This is a genomic window from Streptomyces sparsogenes subsp. cuspidosporus (assembly GCF_039532705.1).
GTDB lineage: Bacteria > Actinomycetota > Actinomycetes > Streptomycetales > Streptomycetaceae > Streptomyces > Streptomyces sparsogenes.
This window is the reverse complement of record NZ_BAAASD010000001.1, coordinates 138,875-156,806: the sequence shown is the minus strand read 5'-3', so window position 1 is coordinate 156,806 and position 17,932 is coordinate 138,875. Positions and strand designations below refer to the sequence as shown.

General features: G+C 72.4%; 13 protein-coding genes. 7 read left to right on the top strand and 6 right to left on the bottom strand.

Annotation, left to right across the window (positions count from 1 at the left end):
• Nucleotides 1-28 precede the first annotated feature (28 nt).
• Entirely contained in the window at nucleotides 29-1,591 is a 1,563-nt protein-coding gene (locus ABFY07_RS00670; protein ID WP_346172500.1) for a sodium:solute symporter, read from the bottom strand.
• A 2-nt stretch (nucleotides 1,592-1,593) separates the two neighbouring features.
• Nucleotides 1,594-2,595, bottom strand: a complete 1,002-nt coding sequence (locus ABFY07_RS00665; RefSeq protein WP_346172499.1) for an N-acetylglucosamine kinase — start codon at nucleotides 2,593-2,595, stop codon at nucleotides 1,594-1,596.
• Nucleotides 2,596-2,805: 210 nt separating this feature from the next.
• Between ABFY07_RS00665 and ABFY07_RS00660 the strand changes: the two genes are divergently transcribed.
• Together ABFY07_RS00660 and murQ are read left to right on the top strand one after the other, a co-directional pair.
• Complete coding sequence (locus tag ABFY07_RS00660; protein ID WP_346172498.1) at nucleotides 2,806-3,753, top strand: MurR/RpiR family transcriptional regulator; 948 nt, start codon at nucleotides 2,806-2,808, stop codon at nucleotides 3,751-3,753.
• 47 nt (nucleotides 3,754-3,800) lie between these two features.
• Nucleotides 3,801-4,733 carry an N-acetylmuramic acid 6-phosphate etherase gene (gene murQ, locus ABFY07_RS00655; RefSeq protein ID WP_346172497.1) on the top strand — a complete coding sequence of 311 codons (933 nt, stop codon included), beginning with the start codon at nucleotides 3,801-3,803 and terminating at the stop codon, nucleotides 4,731-4,733.
• Nucleotides 4,734-4,766: 33 nt separating this feature from the next.
• Here the strand turns inward: murQ and ABFY07_RS00650 are convergent, their stop codons facing one another.
• From ABFY07_RS00650 to ABFY07_RS00640, 3 genes are all read right to left on the bottom strand, one after another.
• A complete protein-coding gene (locus ABFY07_RS00650; RefSeq protein WP_346172848.1) occupies nucleotides 4,767-6,503 on the bottom strand; it encodes a sensor histidine kinase in 1,737 nt (578 codons plus the stop codon).
• An 87-nt stretch (nucleotides 6,504-6,590) separates the two neighbouring features.
• Nucleotides 6,591-7,856, bottom strand: coding sequence for an MFS transporter (locus ABFY07_RS00645; protein ID WP_346172496.1), 1,266 nt, complete (start codon nucleotides 7,854-7,856; stop codon nucleotides 6,591-6,593).
• 106 nt (nucleotides 7,857-7,962) lie between these two features.
• Entirely contained in the window at nucleotides 7,963-8,961 is a 999-nt protein-coding gene (locus tag ABFY07_RS00640; protein WP_428836824.1) for an Acg family FMN-binding oxidoreductase, read from the bottom strand.
• 627 nt (nucleotides 8,962-9,588) lie between these two features.
• Here ABFY07_RS00640 and ABFY07_RS00635 point away from each other — a divergent pair.
• Genes ABFY07_RS00635 through ABFY07_RS00615 form a run of 5 tightly spaced genes read left to right on the top strand, consistent with a single transcriptional unit; the run spans nucleotide 9,589 to nucleotide 17,032 of the window.
• Entirely contained in the window at nucleotides 9,589-13,293 is a 3,705-nt protein-coding gene (locus tag ABFY07_RS00635) for a nitrate reductase subunit alpha (RefSeq protein ID WP_428836823.1), read from the top strand.
• Between the two features lies 1 nt (nucleotide 13,294).
• Nucleotides 13,295-14,854 carry a nitrate reductase subunit beta gene (narH, locus tag ABFY07_RS00630; protein ID WP_346172494.1) on the top strand — a complete coding sequence of 520 codons (1,560 nt, stop codon included), beginning with the start codon at nucleotides 13,295-13,297 and terminating at the stop codon, nucleotides 14,852-14,854.
• On the top strand, nucleotides 14,851-15,669 hold the full coding sequence (gene narJ, locus ABFY07_RS00625; protein WP_346172493.1) for a nitrate reductase molybdenum cofactor assembly chaperone: 819 nt from the start codon (nucleotides 14,851-14,853) through the stop codon (nucleotides 15,667-15,669). Before narH ends, narJ begins: the two co-directional genes overlap by 4 nt.
• The gene (gene narI / locus ABFY07_RS00620; RefSeq protein ID WP_076971702.1) at nucleotides 15,666-16,430 is read left to right on the top strand and encodes a respiratory nitrate reductase subunit gamma; all 765 of its coding nucleotides are present in this window, start codon (nucleotides 15,666-15,668) and stop codon (nucleotides 16,428-16,430) included. The genes narJ and narI overlap by 4 nt, the downstream gene beginning before the upstream one ends.
• A gap of 50 nt (nucleotides 16,431-16,480) precedes the next feature.
• The gene (locus ABFY07_RS00615) at nucleotides 16,481-17,032 is read left to right on the top strand and encodes a vitamin K epoxide reductase family protein (protein ID WP_346172492.1); all 552 of its coding nucleotides are present in this window, start codon (nucleotides 16,481-16,483) and stop codon (nucleotides 17,030-17,032) included.
• 71 nt (nucleotides 17,033-17,103) lie between these two features.
• On the opposite strand, the gene ABFY07_RS00610 is transcribed toward ABFY07_RS00615, so the two are convergent.
• The gene (locus ABFY07_RS00610) at nucleotides 17,104-17,793 is read right to left on the bottom strand and encodes a response regulator (protein ID WP_346172491.1); all 690 of its coding nucleotides are present in this window, start codon (nucleotides 17,791-17,793) and stop codon (nucleotides 17,104-17,106) included.
• Nucleotides 17,794-17,932 lie beyond the last annotated feature (139 nt).

The following is a 17,932-nucleotide window of genomic DNA, read 5'->3' as shown; positions in this document are numbered from 1 at the left end:
CCCGCACCGGGCGGCCGCCTGCCGGTCGCTACCGGCCGGCGGTGGCCGCCGAGTGGTCGGCTCCGCTGCCGCCCTCCTCCGCCGGGAGCCCCGCGTGCTCGGGGGCCCGGTGGAACAGACTGGTCACACCGCCCACGATCAGGGTGATGACCACGCCGATGGGGACGAGCCATTGCGCCGCGAGGGCGGTGGGCACGGTGGCCCCGGCCGCGCCGACGTCGATCTTGACGTCGCGCACGATGTAGGTCATGACACCGACCGTCACGAGGAACGCGATGATGGCGTCGGTCTCGTTGGCGCGGCGGATGATCCGCCCGAGGAGGAAGGCCCCGAGGAGCGCGCCGTACGTGTATCCGGCGATCGTCAGACCGGTGAGGTAGACGTTGCCCGTGCTGCTGCTGAAGGCGCAGGCGAAGAGCGCCATCAGCACGGCCCACACCAAGGTCATCAGCCGGGCGAGCTTGAGCAGGAACTCCTCGGAGGGCGCCGTGCGGAAGAAGCTGTGGACGATGTCGGCGACGGTCGAGTTCGACATGGAGTTCAGCGCCGAGGAGAGCGAGCCCATCGCCGCGCCCAGGATGCCGGCCACGAGCAGACCGGAGACCACCACGGGCAGCCCGTGCAGGATGAAGTTCGGGTACAGGTTGTCGGAGCTGCTCAGACCCAGCTGTTGGAAGCTCTTGCCCTGGTTGTAGGACCACAGCAGCGCGCCGACGAGGGAGAAGGCGGCGAACTGGAGGGTGACGAAGACACCGGAGGCGATCATGGCCTTCTGGCCGTCGCGCAGCGAACGGGTGGCCAGGACGCGCTGGACGATGAGCTGGTCGGAGCCGTGGCTGGCCATCGCGAAGATGGCTCCGCCGATGATCGCGGTGGGGAGGGCGAACGGGCTGGTGAGAACGTGGGCCAGGCTGAAATCGGTGTCGAAGAGCTGAAGCCGGCCCGCGTCCAGGGCCCGCTGGAAGCCGTCGCCGCCGACGTGTCCGGAGAGCACCGCGATGGCGAGGAGGGCACCGCCGAGGTACAGGCCCATCTGGATGGCGTCGGTCCAGATGACCGCCTTGATGCCACCGAGGTAGGTGTACACGACGGTGATCAGCGTGAGGACGACGATGATGACGCGGTATCCCGCGTGCACGCCGAACTCGTCCAGCAGCAGCTTGATCGGGATCGCGGAGGCGAACAGCCGCACGCCCTCCGCGAGGAGCCGGGTGAAGACGAAGGTCACCGAGGCGAGGCCCTGCAGTTTCAGCCCGAACCGGTTCCCCAGGTACTGGTAGGCGCTGACGAAGCCGCCGCGCTTGTACAGCGGGATCAGCACGGTGGCCACGACGACCCGGCCGATGACATAGCCCAGGGCGAGTTCCACATTGCCGAAGCCCTGCCCGCTGTAGGCGCCGCCGGGCACGCTGATGACGGTGAGGACGCTGGTCTCGGTGGCGACCACGGAGAAGGAGACGGTCCACCATGGCATGCCGCCTTCGCCGACGAAGTAGTCCTTCGCCGTTTTCTGCCGGCCGGCCAGGCGCAGTCCGATGACGGCGATCGCCACCAGATAGACGACGACTACCACAAGGTCGAGTTGGCGCACGCTCACTCCTGAACAGCTGCCGCCGGTGCGAACGGCGGGGTGGGGACGGTGGGTGTCGCCCGCTGGACCCGGACGACATGGGCTTCGTGTGAAGCCGGGGGGTTCAGCGCGAGCACGCGGGCGCCGTCCAGCGGGTCCCCCAGTGGGGGCCGCGGCGTAAGGAGGCGCGGGGAGCCGGAGAGCGCTGAGCGCAGCGGGCCGAGGAGGGGTTCGCCGAGGCCGGTGAGTCCGCCGGTGACGGCGAGGTCGAGGTCGCTCCCGTCATCGACGCGGCGGGCCGCGGCGCGCACCGTGTCGGCGAGTGAGCCGGCGGCGCGCCGGAGGATCGCGGCCGCCGCCTCGTCGCCGGCGGTGGCCGCGCGGGCCACGTCCGGGGCGAACGACGCGAGGGTGCGGGCCGGGTTGCCCTCGCGGCCGATGGCCGAGGGCAGCCGGTCGGGGTCGCCGTAGCGCTCGGCGGCGGCGCGCAGCAGCATGGTGTCCGGTCCGCGTCCGTCGTGGGCGCGCAGCGCGGCCCGCACCCCGGCGGTTCCGATCCAGGCGCCACTGCCCTCGTCGCCGAGCCAGGGGCCCCAGCCGTCGACGCGGGCGTAGGAGCCGTCGTTCCCGATGCCGATGGCGACACAACCGGTGCCGACGGCGAGCACCACACCGGGTCGGCCGCCCAGGGCGCCCGCATGGGCGGTGACGGCGTCGCTGGTGACGGCGACCTCGCCGGTGGGCAGGTCCTCCAGCAGCCGGACGGCCAGGGCGTGTGCGGCCTGGGGCGCGGTGGCCGCGCCCGCGGCGCCCACGCAGACCACCGCCGGCCTCGGGGAGCCTTCCCGCTCCAGGAGGGGGAGGACGGCGGCACGTACGGCAGCGCGCGCTGTCGCCACTCCGCCGTCGGTGGCGAGCCCGGGGGCACCGGGCACTTCGTGGACGGTACGGGCGGGATCGGTGTCGGTCCACAGCACGGCACGGCAGCCGGTCTTGCCCAGGTCCACCGCTACTGCTGCTGTCATACGCATGCCTTCGCGTCGGTGGGATCGTCGCATCCGGCGGTCACCGGGGGAAGGGAAGAGGGTGACCGGCGCGGATCGCGGTCCAGCGAGTATCAGAAGGTTCACCTCGATGTGTCAATAACTAACTTCACCGAGAATTGGTTCGTAACTTTTTGACGTCCCCGTCGTGGCGTGGTTACCGTGTGGGCCATCAAGCAAGGAGGGAACGACATGGCCCGCCAGGAACCGCCCCGCACCCCCGGCCGCCCCGGGGAGGACCTCTCCCCCGCCGGCATGCTGGCGCGCGTCCGCGCGGCGCTGCCGTCCCTGGCGCCTTCGGAACGCCGCGTGGCCGAAGTCGTCCTCGCCGACCCGGCGCAGGCGTCGGAGCTGTCCATCAACGCGCTCGGTGAGCGGGCCGCCACCTCGGTGGCCACGGTCATGCGCTTCTGCCGTGCCGTCGGGTTGAACAACTATCCGCAGTTGCGCCTCGCGCTGGCCGCCGCCGCGGCCCATGAACACGCCCGGGGCGGCGAGCGCCCGGTGCCGGGCACGGACATCAGCGCCACGGACACCCTCGCGGACATCGTCGGCAAGATCGTCTACAACGAGGTGCGCGCCCTGGAGGACACCGGGTCCGGGCTCGACCTCGACGCACTGGGCCGCGCGGTGGACGCCGTCGCCGAGGCCCGGCGCGTCGACATCTTCGGCGTCGGCGCCGGCGCGTTCGTCGGCCAGGACCTGCACCAGAAACTGCACCGCATCGGCCACATGGCGTTCGTGTGGACCGATCGGCACGCCTCGCTCACCGCCACCGCCCTCCTCGGCCCCGGTGATGTCGCCGTGGCCATCTCCCACTCCGGTGAGACGGAGGACACGGTCGAACCCCTCCGGGCCGCCGCCGAGCGCGGCGCCACCACCATCGCCCTGACCAACGCCCCGCGCTCCGCCCTCGCGCGGAGCGCGGACCTCGTGCTGGCGACCTGCGCCCGGGAAACCCCCTTCCGCTCCGGAGCGACCGTCAGCCGCATCGCCCAACTCGCCGTCATCGACTGTCTGTTCGTCGGCGTCGCCCAACGCTCCTTCGACGGAACCACCGCGGCTCTGGAGAAGACCCACGGGGCCGTACCAGGTCGCCGACGCCCGCACACCCAGCGCCGCGCCAAGGCCGACGGCTGAAACCCGTCCCGCCTCGCCGGCGCCGCCCCGGAAAGGAACCCCGCGCCGTGGACCTCAGCACATTCGGCACACTCGGCACACTCGGCACACTCGGCACACTCGGCACCGAGACCCGCAACGAGCGGACCGCCGAGCTGGACCGCATGCCGCTCCCGGAACTCCTCTCGGTGATGAACTCCGAGGATCAGACCGTCGCGCTCACGGTGCGGGACGCCCTCCCGGACATAGCGGCCGCCGTCGAGGCCGTCACCGAGTCCCTGCGGCAGGGAGGACGACTCATCTACCTGGGGGCCGGCACCAGCGGCCGCATCGGACTGCTCGACGCCGTCGAGTGCCCCCCGACCTTCGGCACCTCCCCGGATCAGGTCATCGGCCTGCTCTCCGGTGGCCCGGGCGCCTTCGTCACGGCCGTGGAAGGCGCCGAGGACGATCCCGGCAGCGCGGTCGACGACCTCGAGGCGATCAGCGTGAACAGCCGGGACGCCGTCGTCGGCCTCGCCGCCAGCGGACGTACCCCCTACGTCGTCGGCGGCCTGAAGCACGCCGCCGCCAAGGGCGCCGTCACCGTGTCCGTCGCCTGCAACCGCGACGCGGTGGTCAGCCGCTACGCCGACTTCCCGATCGAGGTCCCCACCGGCCCCGAGGTCCTCACCGGATCCACCCGGCTCAAGGGAGGCACCGCCGAGAAGATGGTCTGCAACATGCTGTCGACCGCGTCGATGGTGCGGATCGGCAAGGTCTACGGAAATCTCATGGTCGACGTGCGGGCCACCAACGACAAGCTGGTCAACCGGACGCGCCGCATGGTCGCCGAGGCCACCGGCGCCGGCGCCGACGCCGTGACCGAGGCTCTGCGAGCGGCCGACGGCCACGCCAAGACGGCCATCGTCATGCTCCTGGCGTCCTGCACCGCCGAGGAGGCGGCCCGGCGCCTGGACGACGCGCACGGTGACACGCGCACCGCCATCGGCTTGGGCTGACGTCAGGGGCGGGCGTCCCGCGGTAGCGGGATCTCATGCGCCGGTGGTGAGTGGGGCGGTCCATTCGACGACGGTGCCGTGTGGTTCGTTGCGGCGCAGGGAGAGCGTGCCGCCCAGTTCGTCGGCGCGGTGTTGGATGTTGGCCAGGCCGCTGCGGCGGGTGGTGGCCGGGTCGATGCCGTGACCGTTGTCGGCCACTTTCAGCCGCAGGGCCGTGTCGGTGACGTCCACGGTGATGTCGACGGCGGTGGCGTGGGCGTGGCGGGCTGTGTTGGAGAGGGTCTCGGCGGTGACGGCCAGGAGGTGGTCGGCGTGGTGGTGGGGAACGTTGGTGTCCAGCAGGCCGGTCATGCGCAGGGCGGGTGGGAAGCCGAGGGTTTCGGTGGCGCGTTCGATGGTGGCCAACAGACGGGCTCGTAGTCCCTGGCTCTGGGTGCGTTCTTGTTCGCGCAGGGAGTAGATGGTGGAGCGGATGACTTTGATCGTGTCGTCCAGGTCGTCCACGACCCGCTGGACCCGCTCGCCCGCCTGTGGCCGGTCGGTGAGGTGGCTGAGGGTGGACTGGAGGGTGAGGGCTCCGGCGAACAGCCGCTGGATGACGAGGTCGTGGAGGTCGCGGGCGATGCGGTCGCGGTCGTTGAGGATCAGCATGCGGTCGGCGTCCTGCCGGTGTTCGGCGACTTCCAGGGCGAGTGCGGCCTGGTTGCCGTAGCCGATCACCATCTCGATGACCGGTTCGGTGAACAGGGGGCCGCCGGGTGTGTTGGCCACTTGCAGCACGCCGCGTACGTGGTCGCGGGTGCCGAGGGGGACGAGGAACGCCGGGCCCAGGTCCACGATCGCGGCGCTGCCGCCGGCGGCGCGCGGGTCGGCGCTGACCGCGTCGCTGGTGATGGTCTGCCCGGAGGCGAAGACCTTGGCGGCCAGCGTGGTCGGGCCGAGCACCAGACCCCGCGCCCGGTGGGCGCCGGTGCCGCAGGCGGCCTCGATCACCAGCTCGTCGCTGTCGCCGACCGGGACGGCCAGGGTGACCAGGTCCGCGCCGGCCATCTCCCGCACGGTGGCGGTGAAGGATTCCAGCACCGCGGCGGGTTCGGTGCCCGACAAGAGGCTGCGGGTCAGCTCGTTGCTCGCCGCCAGCCACCGCTGCCGACGGCGCGCGTCGTCATACAGGCGGGCGTTGTCGATCGCCACCCCGGCCGCCGCGGCCAGGGTGCGCAGCACCGCCTCGTCATCCTCGTCGAACTCCGCCGCCCCCCGCTTGTCCGTCAGATACAGGTTGCCGAAGACCTGCTCGCGCACGGTGACGGGTGCGCCGAGGAAACTGGTCATCGGCGGATGCCCGGCCGGGAAACCCACCGACGAGGGGTGCTGCGCCAGATCCGCCAGCCGCAGCGGCTCCGGGCGGCGGATCAGCAGCCCCAGGATGCCCTCACCACGCGGGTAGTGATCCATCCGCGCGATGGTCTCCTCGTCGATGCCGACGGTGAGGAACTGGGTGATCGCGCCCTCCTCACCCAACACCCCCAGTGCCCCGTACCGGGCGTCGACCAGACTGACAGCCGACTCCACGATGCGCTGCAACACCACCTCCAGCTCCAGATCGGAGCCGATCGCCAGCACCGCGTCCAGCAGCGTGTGGATACGGTCACGCGCCGCCCGCACCTGCGCCACCTGCTGCTGCAGGCCCTCCAGCAACTCGTCCAGCCGCAACTGGGGCAACGCCCCCGGCCCCGGGGCATCCCGGGGCCCACGGCCGCACTCGTCCACCACAGCGAACCCCTCCTCCGTCGCCCCCGCCCCCACCAGAATGCCCCACGCGCGAACCCGGCACGACGGCACCCCGGGCAACCGTGCTCAGTGCGCCTGGGGCGCGGGGACCCGCCGGGTGACCGCGTGGCGCACGCCCGTGCCGGTGAAGGTGAGCGCCGCGGCCGCCACCACCGCGAGCAGGGCCAGACCGAGGGCGTACGAGCCGTACGCGCCGTACAGCGAGCCCATCACCAGCGGCGGGAGGAAGCCTCCGAGGCCGCCCGCGGCGCCGACGACGCCGGTGACCGAGCCGACCGTGTTCGCCGGGGCCAACAGGGCGACCAGGGCGAACACGGCGCCGCTGCCCGCGCCGAGCGCGGCGGCCATCGCCAGGAACGCGATGGTGCCCACCGGTGCGAGGGGCGGCGTGAACGACTGGACGAATGCCGCGGCGAGGACCACGGCCAGCGTGGCGGCGAGCACCCGCACCGGGCCGACGCGGTCCGACAGCCAGCCGCCGATCGGGCGCATCACGACCGCCAGCAGGACGAAGCCGGCCATCCGGTTCGCCGCGTCCGCCTGGGTCAGGCCGTAGCCGGTCTTCAAGTAGGTGGGGAGGTAGACGGAGAAGGCCACGTAACCGCCGAAGGCCACCGCGTACAGGGCGGAGGCCTGCCAGGTGATGCCGAGTCCCAGGGTGGCGGCGAGGCGGCGGGCCATCGACTCGGTGGGCACCGTACGGCCGGGCGCATCGCGCAGCACGAGGGCGGCCACCAGGGCGTAGGCCGCCAGCACGGCGGCGGTGATCAGGAAGGGAGTGGCCATGTCGTGTGCCCTCACCAGCTTGACCGTGGTCAGCGCGCTGATCGCGGTGCCGCCCATGCCGGCCCCGAAGACGCCGATGGCCAGTCCCCGCCGCTCCGGCGGGAACCAGGCGTTGACGAAGGGCACACCGACGGCGAAGGCGGTGCCGCCGATACCGAGGAAGAACCCTCCCACCAGCAGGGCCGCGAACGAGGAGTGGCCGGCCAGACCGAGGTGGAGTACCGGCACGATGGTGGTCACCGAGACGAGCGGGAACATCACGCGTCCGCCGAACCGGTCGGTCAGCGCGCCCACCGGGATCCGCCCCAGCGAGCCGACCACCACCGGCACCGCCACCAGCAGCGACTGCTGGAACGAGCTCAGGTGCAGGCTGTCCTTGAAACGCGGGCCGAGCGGGCTGAGCAGCGCCCAGGCCCAGAAATTGACCGCGAATCCCACCGTGACCAGCGCCAGCATCACCCACGCCCGGCCGGGCACGGGCACGGACGCGGCCGGTGCTGGTGCCGGTGCCGATGTCTCGTTCTGTTTCCTCGACGGCTGGAGCATGCCGCCCGTCCCTTCGTGTTCGCAGTGATGCTCAGTGATTCGCACTGCTTCACAGTGATGCGCAGTGATACGGCCCCGGCGACCGCCGAGAGTGGGCCGTCCGGCCTCACCGTTCGGCCGGGCGGTCCGCGGTTTCCCATCCGCCGGCGCGTGGCGTGCGGCCTCCGTCCGGGCCGTAGCCGAAGCGGATCAGCAGTTGGGGACAGCACGGCCGGCGCGGGTGGCCGATGGCCGCGCGCAGGTCCGGCCATTCCATGGCCTGGTGGAGGAGCGAGGTGCGCACGCCGTACGCCGTTGCCGTCAACAGCACGTGCTGCAGGGCCTGGCCCGCCTGGAGCCAGTCCTTCCGCCGGTCGTGGGCGGTCCACAACAGGGCGACCTGGGCGTGGCGTTCGAAGCGCAGGGCGGGCAGATGCAGGGCGGGGAGCGGGCCGGTGAAGTCCCGCGTCGGCATGCGTCTGGCCGCGTCCGGCGGGCCGAGGGCCGTGACCGGGATGCCGTACGGCCGGTCCGACCCCGGTGGCGTGATCCAGGCGCGGGTTTCGGCGGTGCGCGACGAGCTGGCGTGGTTGCGGGCTTCGGCGACGGCGGTCAGGTGCAGCAGCCGCCGGGTCCCGGCGATGTCCGGCAGGCGCAGTCGCGCGCCCTCCGCGCGTGCGGCCTCCGACATCTCCATCACCACCGGGCCGGGCACCGGGCGGCCGGTGAACGGCATGCGGCTGGTGTGCCGCCGGGCGATGGCGTCGTACAGGTCCAGCCGCCGCCGGGAGCGGTCGTGCGGACCGATGGCGCCGCCGAGCCGCACGACGGCTATCAGATCGGGCTCACTCGGGTCGGGGAGCAGCCGAACCTCCGGCTGCCGGCGCAGGTGCACGGCGGCGACCCGCAGGTTGAACACGGCCGCGCCCATGGACAGATGCTGTGCGCGGCCGTCCGGGTCGGCCATCGGCAGCGACCGTTCCCGCGCCGCGCGGACCTCCAGCGCGTGGGTGTCCGGGTTCACGCGGAAGCGCCAGGGTTGCGTGTTGTGGATGGACGGCGCCGCCACTGCCGCGGCGAGCAGCGTCTCCAGGGAGGTCGCGTCCAGGGAGGGGGTACACACCATGTTTCTTCCTCTCTCGTGCGAGATCGCCGCCACCCGCCGGGGGAAAGGCACCCGGGCGTCGCCGGGTTCGCGTCGGCAGCGGCCCGAGGGCCGGCACCTCGGGCGGTCGGAGGTGGGCGTGGGGGGGCCGGAGGGGGACACGGCGACGCGCCGCGCGTCCGGCCGCCCGGGAGTCAGGGCAGACGTGGCGGACGGCCGGACGGTGACCGGTCCGGCCCGCGTGCGGCGCCCGCCACGGGGGACGGCGAGGGAGACATCCGGACGGGCGCTCGCTTCGGTCGTCCACGGGATACCTCCGGACCGGTCGTCAACCAGTTTCCCGCACGGGGCGGTTCCGGGGCGACGGCCGATGAGCCCATCGGTGGGGGCCAAGGGTCCCTCGTGCACGTGGGCCTGGGGCCGGTCGGGTCGCAGCGACCGCCGCCGTGGTCGGGGACGGCGGCGGCCGTCGGCGTGGCGCGGGCTGGTCAGCGGCGGCCGGGGCCGCGCGCACCGCGCCCGCCCGTGCCGAGCGGCCCTCGGACACCGCCCACTCGGCCCTGATCGCGGCCGTGGAGAGGGGCCGAAGCGGTCTCCCGGCAGGGACGTTCGGCCCCGGGGCAGGAACGGGGCCGGCGCCTAGCGTTCATGACCATGGAGAACGACAGAACTGGGCGCCCCTCGCAGCGGCGCGAGGCCGGGGGGTGGCCGCTGGCGGCCCGCAGGCTGCTGACCCGCCGTGAGGTGTCGGCGGACGGACGGGCCGTCTTCGGTGAGGGGGACCCGAAGTGGGAGGGGTTCTACCGGGACCGCTGGGCGCACGACAAGGTGGTGCGCTCGACGCACGGTGTCAACTGCACCGGTTCGTGTTCGTGGATGGTGTACGTCAAGGACGGCATCATCACCTGGGAGCACCAGGCCACGGACTACCCGTCGATCGGCGCGGACTGCCCCGAGTACGAGCCGCGGGGCTGTCCACGCGGCGCGTCGTTCTCCTGGTACACCTACTCCCCCAGCCGGGTCCGCTATCCGTACGTACGGGGCGCGCTGCTGAAGCCGTGGCGCGAGGCGCGGCGCCGGCTCGGCGACCCCGTGGCGGCCTGGGCGGAGATCACCGGCGACCCGGCCACGGCCCGCGCCTACAAGCGGGCCCGCGGCAAGGGTGGCCTGGTCCGGGCCGACTGGGACGAGGTCGTCGAGCTCATCGCCGCCGCTCACGTCCACACCATCAAGACGTACGGGCCGGACCGGGTGGCGGGCTTCTCCCCGATCCCGGCGATGTCCATGGCCTCGTACGCGTCCGGTGCCCGCTTCATGTCGCTGATCGGCGGCACCCTGCTCTCCTTCTACGACTGGTACGCCGATCTGCCCATCGCCTCCCCCCAGGTCTTCGGCGACCAGACCGACGTCCCCGAGGCGGCCGACTGGTGGAACGCCGGCTACCTGATCATGTGGGGCTCCAACATCCCCGTCACCCGCACACCCGACGCCCATTTCCTCACCGAGACGCGCTACAACGGCACCAAGGTCGTCGCGGTCAGCCCCGACTACGCCGACAACGTGAAGTTCGCCGACGAGTGGCTCGCCCCGCACCCGGGCACCGACGGGGCGCTCGCGATGGCGATGGGGCATGTGATCCTGCGCGAGTTCCTGGTCGACCGCGAGGTCCCCCACTTCCGGGACTACTTGAGGACGTTCACCGACGCTCCTTTCCTGGTGACCCTGCGCGAACACCAGCGCGGGCTCGTTCCCGACGGGTTCCTCACCGCCGCCGACCTCGGCTCGGACGAGGAACACGCGGCGTTCAAGACCGTCCTCCTGGACCGGGCCACCGGCGAGCCGGTGGTCCCCGGCGGCTCGCTCGGTTTCCGCTGGGGGGAGGCCGGGCGAGGCCGCTGGAACCTGGACCTCGGTGGCACGGATCCCGAGCTGAGCCTGCTGGAGCGGGCTGAGGACGCCGTGACGGTGGCCCTGCCCCGCTTCGACGAGGGCACCACCGAGGGCGGCTCGGTCATGCTGCGCGGCGTGCCCGTGCGCCGGATCGGCGGCCGGCTGGTCACCACGGTCTTCGACCTGATGCTCGCCCAGTACGGCGTGGCGCGCCCGGGGCTTCCGGGGACCTGGCCCTCCTCGTACGAGGACGCGAGCGAGCCGTACACCCCCGCCTGGCAGGAGACCATCACCTCCGTCCCCGCGCGGCAGGCGGCCCGGATCGCGCGGGAGTTCGCCCGCAACGCCGAGCGCACCCGGGGCCGTTCGATGATCGCGATGGGTGCGGGCACCAACCACTGGTTCCACTCCGACACCATCTACCGGGCGTTTCTGGCGCTGACCACGATGACCGGCTGCCAAGGAGTGAGCGGTGGCGGCTGGGCGCACTACGTGGGCCAGGAGAAGGTCCGCCCGCTGACCGGTTTCCAGCACCTGGCGTTCGCCTTCGACTGGCAGCGGCCCACCCGGCACATGGCGGGCACCTCCTACTGGTACCTGAACACCGACCAGTGGCGCTACGAGGCCTTCGGCCCCGAGGAGCTGGCTTCCCCGCTCGGCGCGGGCCGCTTCAAGGGCAAGGCGTTCGCGGACTGTCTCGCGCAGGCCGTGCGCCTGGGCTGGACCCCGGGCCACCCCGGCTTCAACCGCAACCCGCTGGTCCTGGCCGACGAGGCGGCGGCCCAAGGGCGCGGGGTCGCCGAGCACATCGTGGACGAGCTGAAGGCCGGGCGGCTCGCGTTCGCCGCCGAGGACCCGGACGACCCGGTCAACTTCCCCCGGGTGCTGACCGTGTGGCGGGCGAACCTGCTGGGCTCCTCCGGCAAGGGCAACGAGTACTTCCTGCGCCATCTGCTGGGCACCGACGCGGCGGTCCGCTCCGCCGAGACCCCGCCCGAGGAGCGGCCCGAGGATGTGGTGTGGCGCGAGGAGGCTCCCGAGGGCAAGCTCGACCTGCTGGTCACCATGGACTTCCGGATGACCTCCACCGGCCTGCTGGCCGATGTCGTCCTGCCGGCCGCGACCTGGTACGAGAAGGACGACCTGTCCAGCACGGACATGCACCCCTTCGTGCACGCCTTCACCCCGGCCATCGCACCGCCCTGGCAGGCCCGCACCGACTACGACACCTTCCTGGCCATCGCCGACACCTTCAGCGAGCTGGCCGCCGAACACCTCGGCACCCGCACCGACGTCCTCGCGGTGCCCCTTCAGCACGACACACCGGACGAACTCGCCCAGCCCGGAGGGGTGGTACGGGACTGGAAGGCCGGCGAGTGCGAGCCGGTGCCGGGCCGGACCATGCCCAGGCTGGTCGTGGTCGAGCGGGACTACGCGGCCGTGGCGCAGAAGATGCGCGCCATCGGCCCGCTGCTCGACACCCTCGGCACGACCACCAAGGGCGTCACCGTCCACCCGGACCGGGAGATCGAGGAGCTGCGCCACCGCTGCGGCACCGTACGCGACGGGGCCGGCGCCGACCGCCCCGCCCTGGCCACCGCCGCCGACATGTGCGAGGCGATCCTCGCCCTGTCCGGCACGACCAACGGCCGTCTGGCCACCGAGGGGTTCCGGGAACTTCAGCGGCGGACCGGCAGCGAGGGCCTGGTGGGGCTGGCCTCCGAACGCGAGGGCGAGCGGATCACGTTCGCCGACACCCGCACCCAGCCGCGCGCCGTGATGACCTCGTACGAGTGGTCGGGCTCGGAGACCGGCGGGCGCCGCTACTCCCCGTTCGTCATCAACACCGAACACAAGAAACCCTGGCACACCCTCACCGGCCGCCAGCACTTCTTCGTCCAGCACGACTGGATGGCCGAGCTGGGAGAACAACTCCCGGTGTACCGACCGCCGTTGAACGCGATCCGGCACTACGGCGACGAGCGGCTGCACGAGGAGGGCCGCGCCGAGGTGACCGTGCGCTACCTGACCCCGCACTCCAAGTGGTCCATCCACTCCGAGTACCAGGACAACGCCTACATGCTGGCGCTGTCCCGGGGCGGCCCGGTGATCTGGATGTCCACCGCGGACGCCGAGAAGATCGGCGTGAAGGACAACGAGTGGATCGAGGCCTACAACCGCAACGGCGTGGTGGCAGCCCGGGCGGTGGTCACCCACCGCATGCCCGAGGGCACGGTGTACATGTACCACGCCAAGGACCGCACGGTGAACGTGCCGAAGACCGAGGTCAGCGGCAAGCGCGGCGGCATGCACAACTCGCTCACCCGGCTGCTGGTCAAGCCCACCCATCTCGCGGGCGGCTACGCCCAGCTCACCTACGCCTTCAACTACTACGGCCCGACGGGCAACCAGCGCGACGAGGTCACCGTCGTGCGCCGCCGCAGCCGGCGAGTGGAGTACTGACATGCCCCGTGGCGAAGCCACCATCGGACGCGTGATGGCGCAGGTCGCGATGGTGATGAACCTCGACAAGTGCATCGGCTGCCACACCTGCTCGGTCACCTGCAAGCAGACGTGGACCAACCGCGGCGGTGTCGAGTACGCCTGGTTCAACAACGTCGAGACCAAGCCCGGCGTCGGCTACCCCCGCCGCTACGAGGACCAGGAGCAGTGGAAGGGCGGCTGGGCGCTCGACAGGCGGGGACGCCTCGTCCTGCGCTCGGGTGGCCGCGTCAAGCGTCTGCTGTCGCTCTTCTCCAACCCCGGCCTGCCCGCCATCGAGGACTACTACGAGCCGGTGACGTACGACTACGACAACCTGGTCAGCGCCCCGGCCGGCCCGGACATGCCGGTCGCGCGCCCCCGCTCGGTCCTCACCGGGAAGCCGACCTCCATCACCTGGGGCGCCAACTGGGAGGACGGCCTGGGAGGCGCGCCCGAGCACGCGGGCGACGACCCGAATCTGAAGGGCGAGTGGGCCGCGAAGGTCAGGTTCGAGTTCGAACAGACCTTCCTGTTCCATCTGCCCAGGCTGTGTGAGCACTGCCTCAACCCGGCCTGTGTGTCGGCCTGCCCGTCCGGCGCGATGTACAAACGGGTCGAGGACGGCATCGTCCTGGTCGACCAGGACCGCTGCCGGGGCTGGCGGATGTGCGTGACGGCGTGCCCGTACAAGAAGGTGTACGTCAACCACGCCACCGGCAAGGCCGAGAAGTGCACCTTCTGTTTCCCGCGCATCGAGGCCGGCCAGCCGACCGTGTGCTCCGAGACCTGTGTCGGCCGGCTGCGCTACCTCGGGCTGCTGCTGTACGACGCCGACCGCGTCGGCGAGGCCGCCGCCACCCGGGACGAGCAGGACCTGCTGGACGCCCAGCGGGAGGTCTTCCTCGACCCGCGGGACCCCGAGGTCGCGGCCGCGGCACGGGCGTCCGGGATTCCCGAGGACTGGCTGGCGGCGGCCCGCCGCTCCCCCGTGTACGACCTGGTGTGCCGGTACAAGGTGGCGCTGCCGCTCCATCCGGAGTACCGCACCCTGCCGATGGTCTGGTACGTGCCGCCCCTGTCCCCCGTCCTGGACGCGGTGACCGTGGCGGGCGGCGACCAGGACGACCCGGACCACGTGTTCGCCGCCGTCACCCGGCTGCGCATCCCGCTGGAGTACCTGGCGGAGCTGCTCACCGCCGGGGACACGGACGTGGTCGCCGGGGTGCTGATGACGCTGACCGCGCTGCGCTCGTACATGCGCGCGAAGACCCTGGGCGGGACCGGCGACGAGGCCGCGATCGACGCCGTCGGGCTGACCGCCCGAGAGGCGGAGGAGTTGCACCGGCTGCTGGCCGTGGCCAAGTACCAGGACCGCTACGTCGTCCCGGCCGCGCACAAGGAGGACGCCGCGGCGCTGACCGCCATGGAGAACCGCTGCCCGGTGGAGTCCTCGGCGGAGTCCTCCGACGAACCGACCGGGCGCAAGGTCATGCTCGGCATCCCCACCCTGCGCCGCGACACCACAGGAGGCCGCGCGTGAGCCCGCTGCCCGTCACCGTGCCCGCCAAGGTACGCACCCGCTTGCGCGCCGCGGCCCGCCGTCCGCAGCGCCTGTCGCCCCAGGAGACCGAGGACCGGGCCCTGCTGCTGAGGCTGATCTCACTGCTCCTGCAGTACCCCGACGCCGAACTCAGCTCATCGCGGGCGGCGTTGGCGGACAGCGTGCGGTCGTTGCCCCCCTCGCCCGCGGCCGGAAACCTGACGGCCTTCACCGCCTGGTACGCGGCGCGGGACCCCGAGGCGCTGGAGCGCCACTACGTCGAGGTGTTCGACCTGCGCCGCAAGAGCAGCCTCTACCTCACCTACTACCTGCACGGCGACACCCGCCGCCGGGGCATGGCCCTGCTCACCCTGGCCCGCGCCTACCAGGCCGCGGGCTGGGACATCGCCGGCGGCGAACTGCCCGACCACCTGCCGGTCGTCCTGGAGTTCGCCGCCCTCGCCGGCCCCGGCGCGGGCGAGGCGCCGCTGCGCCGGCACCGCCGGGGACCGGTCCTGATCCACCGGGCCCTGGAGGCCGCCGACTCGCCGTACCGGCACGTCCTGGCCGCGCTCCTCAGCCTGCTCCCGCCGCCGACGCGGGCCGACGAGGAGGCCGTGGCGAAGCTGGCCGCCGAGGGCCCGCCGAACGAGGACGTGGGGCTCGATCCCTACGGCCGCTACGGACACGGTGAGTTCGCGCCGCCCGACGCCTTCGTACCGCCCGCCGCCGTACCGCCCACGCCCGTACCGCCCGGCGCCGCCGTACCGCCCACGCCCGTACCGCCCACCCATCGCACCGAAGGTCTTCGATGAACCCGACCGCGGCCGCCACCGGCGGCGCCGGCCTGCTCCTGTGGGTCGCCTTCCCGTACGCCTGCCTCGCCGTGTTCGCCGTCGGCCATGTGTGGCGCTACCGCCAGGACCAGTTCGGCTGGACCTCCCGCACCACCCAGCTCCTCGAACACCGCTGGCTGCGCTGGGGCAGCCCGCTGTTCCACCTCGGCGCCTTCGCCGTGATCGCCGGGCATGCGGTGGGTCTGGCGGTCCCGGCCTCCTGGACGGAGGCCGCCGGCATCGACGAGCACGCCTACCACGCCACGGCCGTCGCCCTGGGCTCCGCCGCCGGGGTCGCCATGGTCACCGGTCTGGGCATGCTGTGCGCCCGACGGCTGCTCACCCGCCGGATCCGTCTCACCACCAACCGCAGCGACAAGCTGCTGTTCCCCCTGCTGTCGGCCACCGTCCTCCTCGGCATCAGCGCCACCGCCGCGCACAACGTGTTCGGCGGCGGCTACGACTACCGCTCCACCGTCTCGGTCTGGTTCCGCGGGATCTTCGCCCTCGACCCGCGCCCCGAGGCGATCACCGGGGCGCCGCTCCTGTTCCAGCTCCACGCCCTGAGCGCCTGCCTGCTCTTCGCGGCCTGGCCGTTCACCCGCCTGGTCCACGTCTGGAGCGCCCCGATCGGCTATCTCGTCCGCCCCTACCTGGTCTACCGGCGCCGCGCGGCCACCCCTGCGCCCGTGGCCCGCACCGGCTCGGCCCGGGCATCGCGCCCTGGGCGCGCCGCATGAGCCGGGGCCGGCCGGGACAGGCGGGTCGGCGCATCGGTTGGCTGCTGGCCGTGGCCGGAGCCGTCGGCTGGCTCGCCTCCTTCCGGCTCACGGTGGACGACTGGCGGCTGCTGAAGGACCCGGCGTACCGGCCGCCGTGCGACATCAGCCCGGTCGTCAGCTGCGGCAGCGTCATGTCCAGTCCGGAGGGCAGCGTCTTCGGATTCCCCAACATGCTGCTCGGCCTCGGCGCCTTCGCCGCGGTCGCCGTCCTCGGGCTGGCCGTGCTCACCGGGGCCCGTCTGCACCGGATGCTGTGGCTGGCCCTGAACGCCGGCGCCGTCACCGGCATGGTGTTCGTGCACTGGCTGATCTACCAGTCACTGTTCGGGCTCGGCAGGCTCTGCCCCTACTGCGCCCTGGTCTGGGCCGTGACCATCGCCCTGTTCTGGTACATCACGCTGCACAACCTCGGGCGGGGTGTCATCCCCGTACCGGCGGCCGGGCGGAGGACCCTCGATCTGGTCCTGGACACGCACTGGATCCTGCTGGCCGGCTGGTACGGCGTGATCGCCGTCCTCGTCCTCATCCGCTTCTGGTCCTACTGGAGCGGCCTGCTGTGAACGGACGGCAGGCCCCACGGGCCGACCGGTCCGTGGGGCCTGTTGTCCGCCGTCCGGCGGTGGGGCGCCCTTCAGCGCCCTTCCCGCCGCTGCCGGTCCTGGACCTGGGTGGCGATGACCGCGGCCTGGATGCGACGTTCCACTCCGAGCTTGGCCAGCAGACGGGAGATGTGGTTCTTCACCGTCTTCTCCGCCAGGTACAGCCGCTGGCCGATCTGGCGGTTGGTCAGCCCCTCGCCGATCAGATCCAGGATCTCGCGCTCCCGTTGCGTCAGGCCGGGCAGAGCGTCGGGCTCCTCCCGCTGCTCACCGCCGCGCAGCCGCGCCATCAGCCGGGTGGCAGCGCTCGGATCCAGCAGGGACTGGCCGGCGGCCACGGTGCGCACGGCGGACACCAGGTCCGAGCCCTGGATCTGCTTCAGGACGTACCCGGAGGCGCCCGCCATGATCGAGTCCAGCAGGGCCTCCTCGTCGTCGAAGGAGGTCAGCATCAGGCAGGCGAGCTCGGGCATGCGCGAGCGCAGCTCCCGGCAGACGGACACGCCGTCGCCGTCGGGCAGGCGCACGTCGAGAACGGCCACCTGCGGGCGCAGCGCGGGAACGCGGACCAGGGCCTGCTCCACCGTCCCGGCCTCACCGACCACGCTGATGTCCGGCTCGTCGTTGAGCAGGTCGCGCACACCACGCCGTACCACCTCGTGGTCGTCCAGCAGGAAGACCCGGGTGGGGTCGCCGGGGCCGGGCCGCTCGCTGTCCGCCATGCATCGCTCCTCTGGTTCCGCGTGCCGTCGATGTCCGCTCGCTCTGAATCGTGCGTCCGAACCCCGATCCTTCCCGCATTCGGGCCCACCTACCAGGGCCGGTCGGCCCATTTGTCGCGCTGGGCGGCCTGACCCCGAG

Bases quoted from the DNA above. Each gene is read 5' to 3' on its own strand.
- ABFY07_RS00665 (WP_346172499.1), bottom strand. From the start codon at position 2,595: ATGACAGCAGCAGTAGCGGTGGACCTGGGCAAGACCGGCTGCCGTGCC.
- ABFY07_RS00660 (WP_346172498.1), top strand. From the start codon at position 2,806: ATGGCCCGCCAGGAACCGCCCCGCACCCCCGGCCGCCCCGGGGAGGAC.
- ABFY07_RS00645 (WP_346172496.1), bottom strand. From the start codon at position 7,856: ATGCTCCAGCCGTCGAGGAAACAGAACGAGACATCGGCACCGGCACCA.
- ABFY07_RS00640 (WP_428836824.1), bottom strand. From the start codon at position 8,961: ATGGTGTGTACCCCCTCCCTGGACGCGACCTCCCTGGAGACGCTGCTC.
- ABFY07_RS00635 (WP_428836823.1), top strand. From the start codon at position 9,589: ATGACCATGGAGAACGACAGAACTGGGCGCCCCTCGCAGCGGCGCGAG.
- narH (WP_346172494.1), top strand. From the start codon at position 13,295: ATGCCCCGTGGCGAAGCCACCATCGGACGCGTGATGGCGCAGGTCGCG.
- narI (WP_076971702.1), top strand. From the start codon at position 15,666: ATGAACCCGACCGCGGCCGCCACCGGCGGCGCCGGCCTGCTCCTGTGG.
- ABFY07_RS00610 (WP_346172491.1), bottom strand. From the start codon at position 17,793: ATGGCGGACAGCGAGCGGCCCGGCCCCGGCGACCCCACCCGGGTCTTC.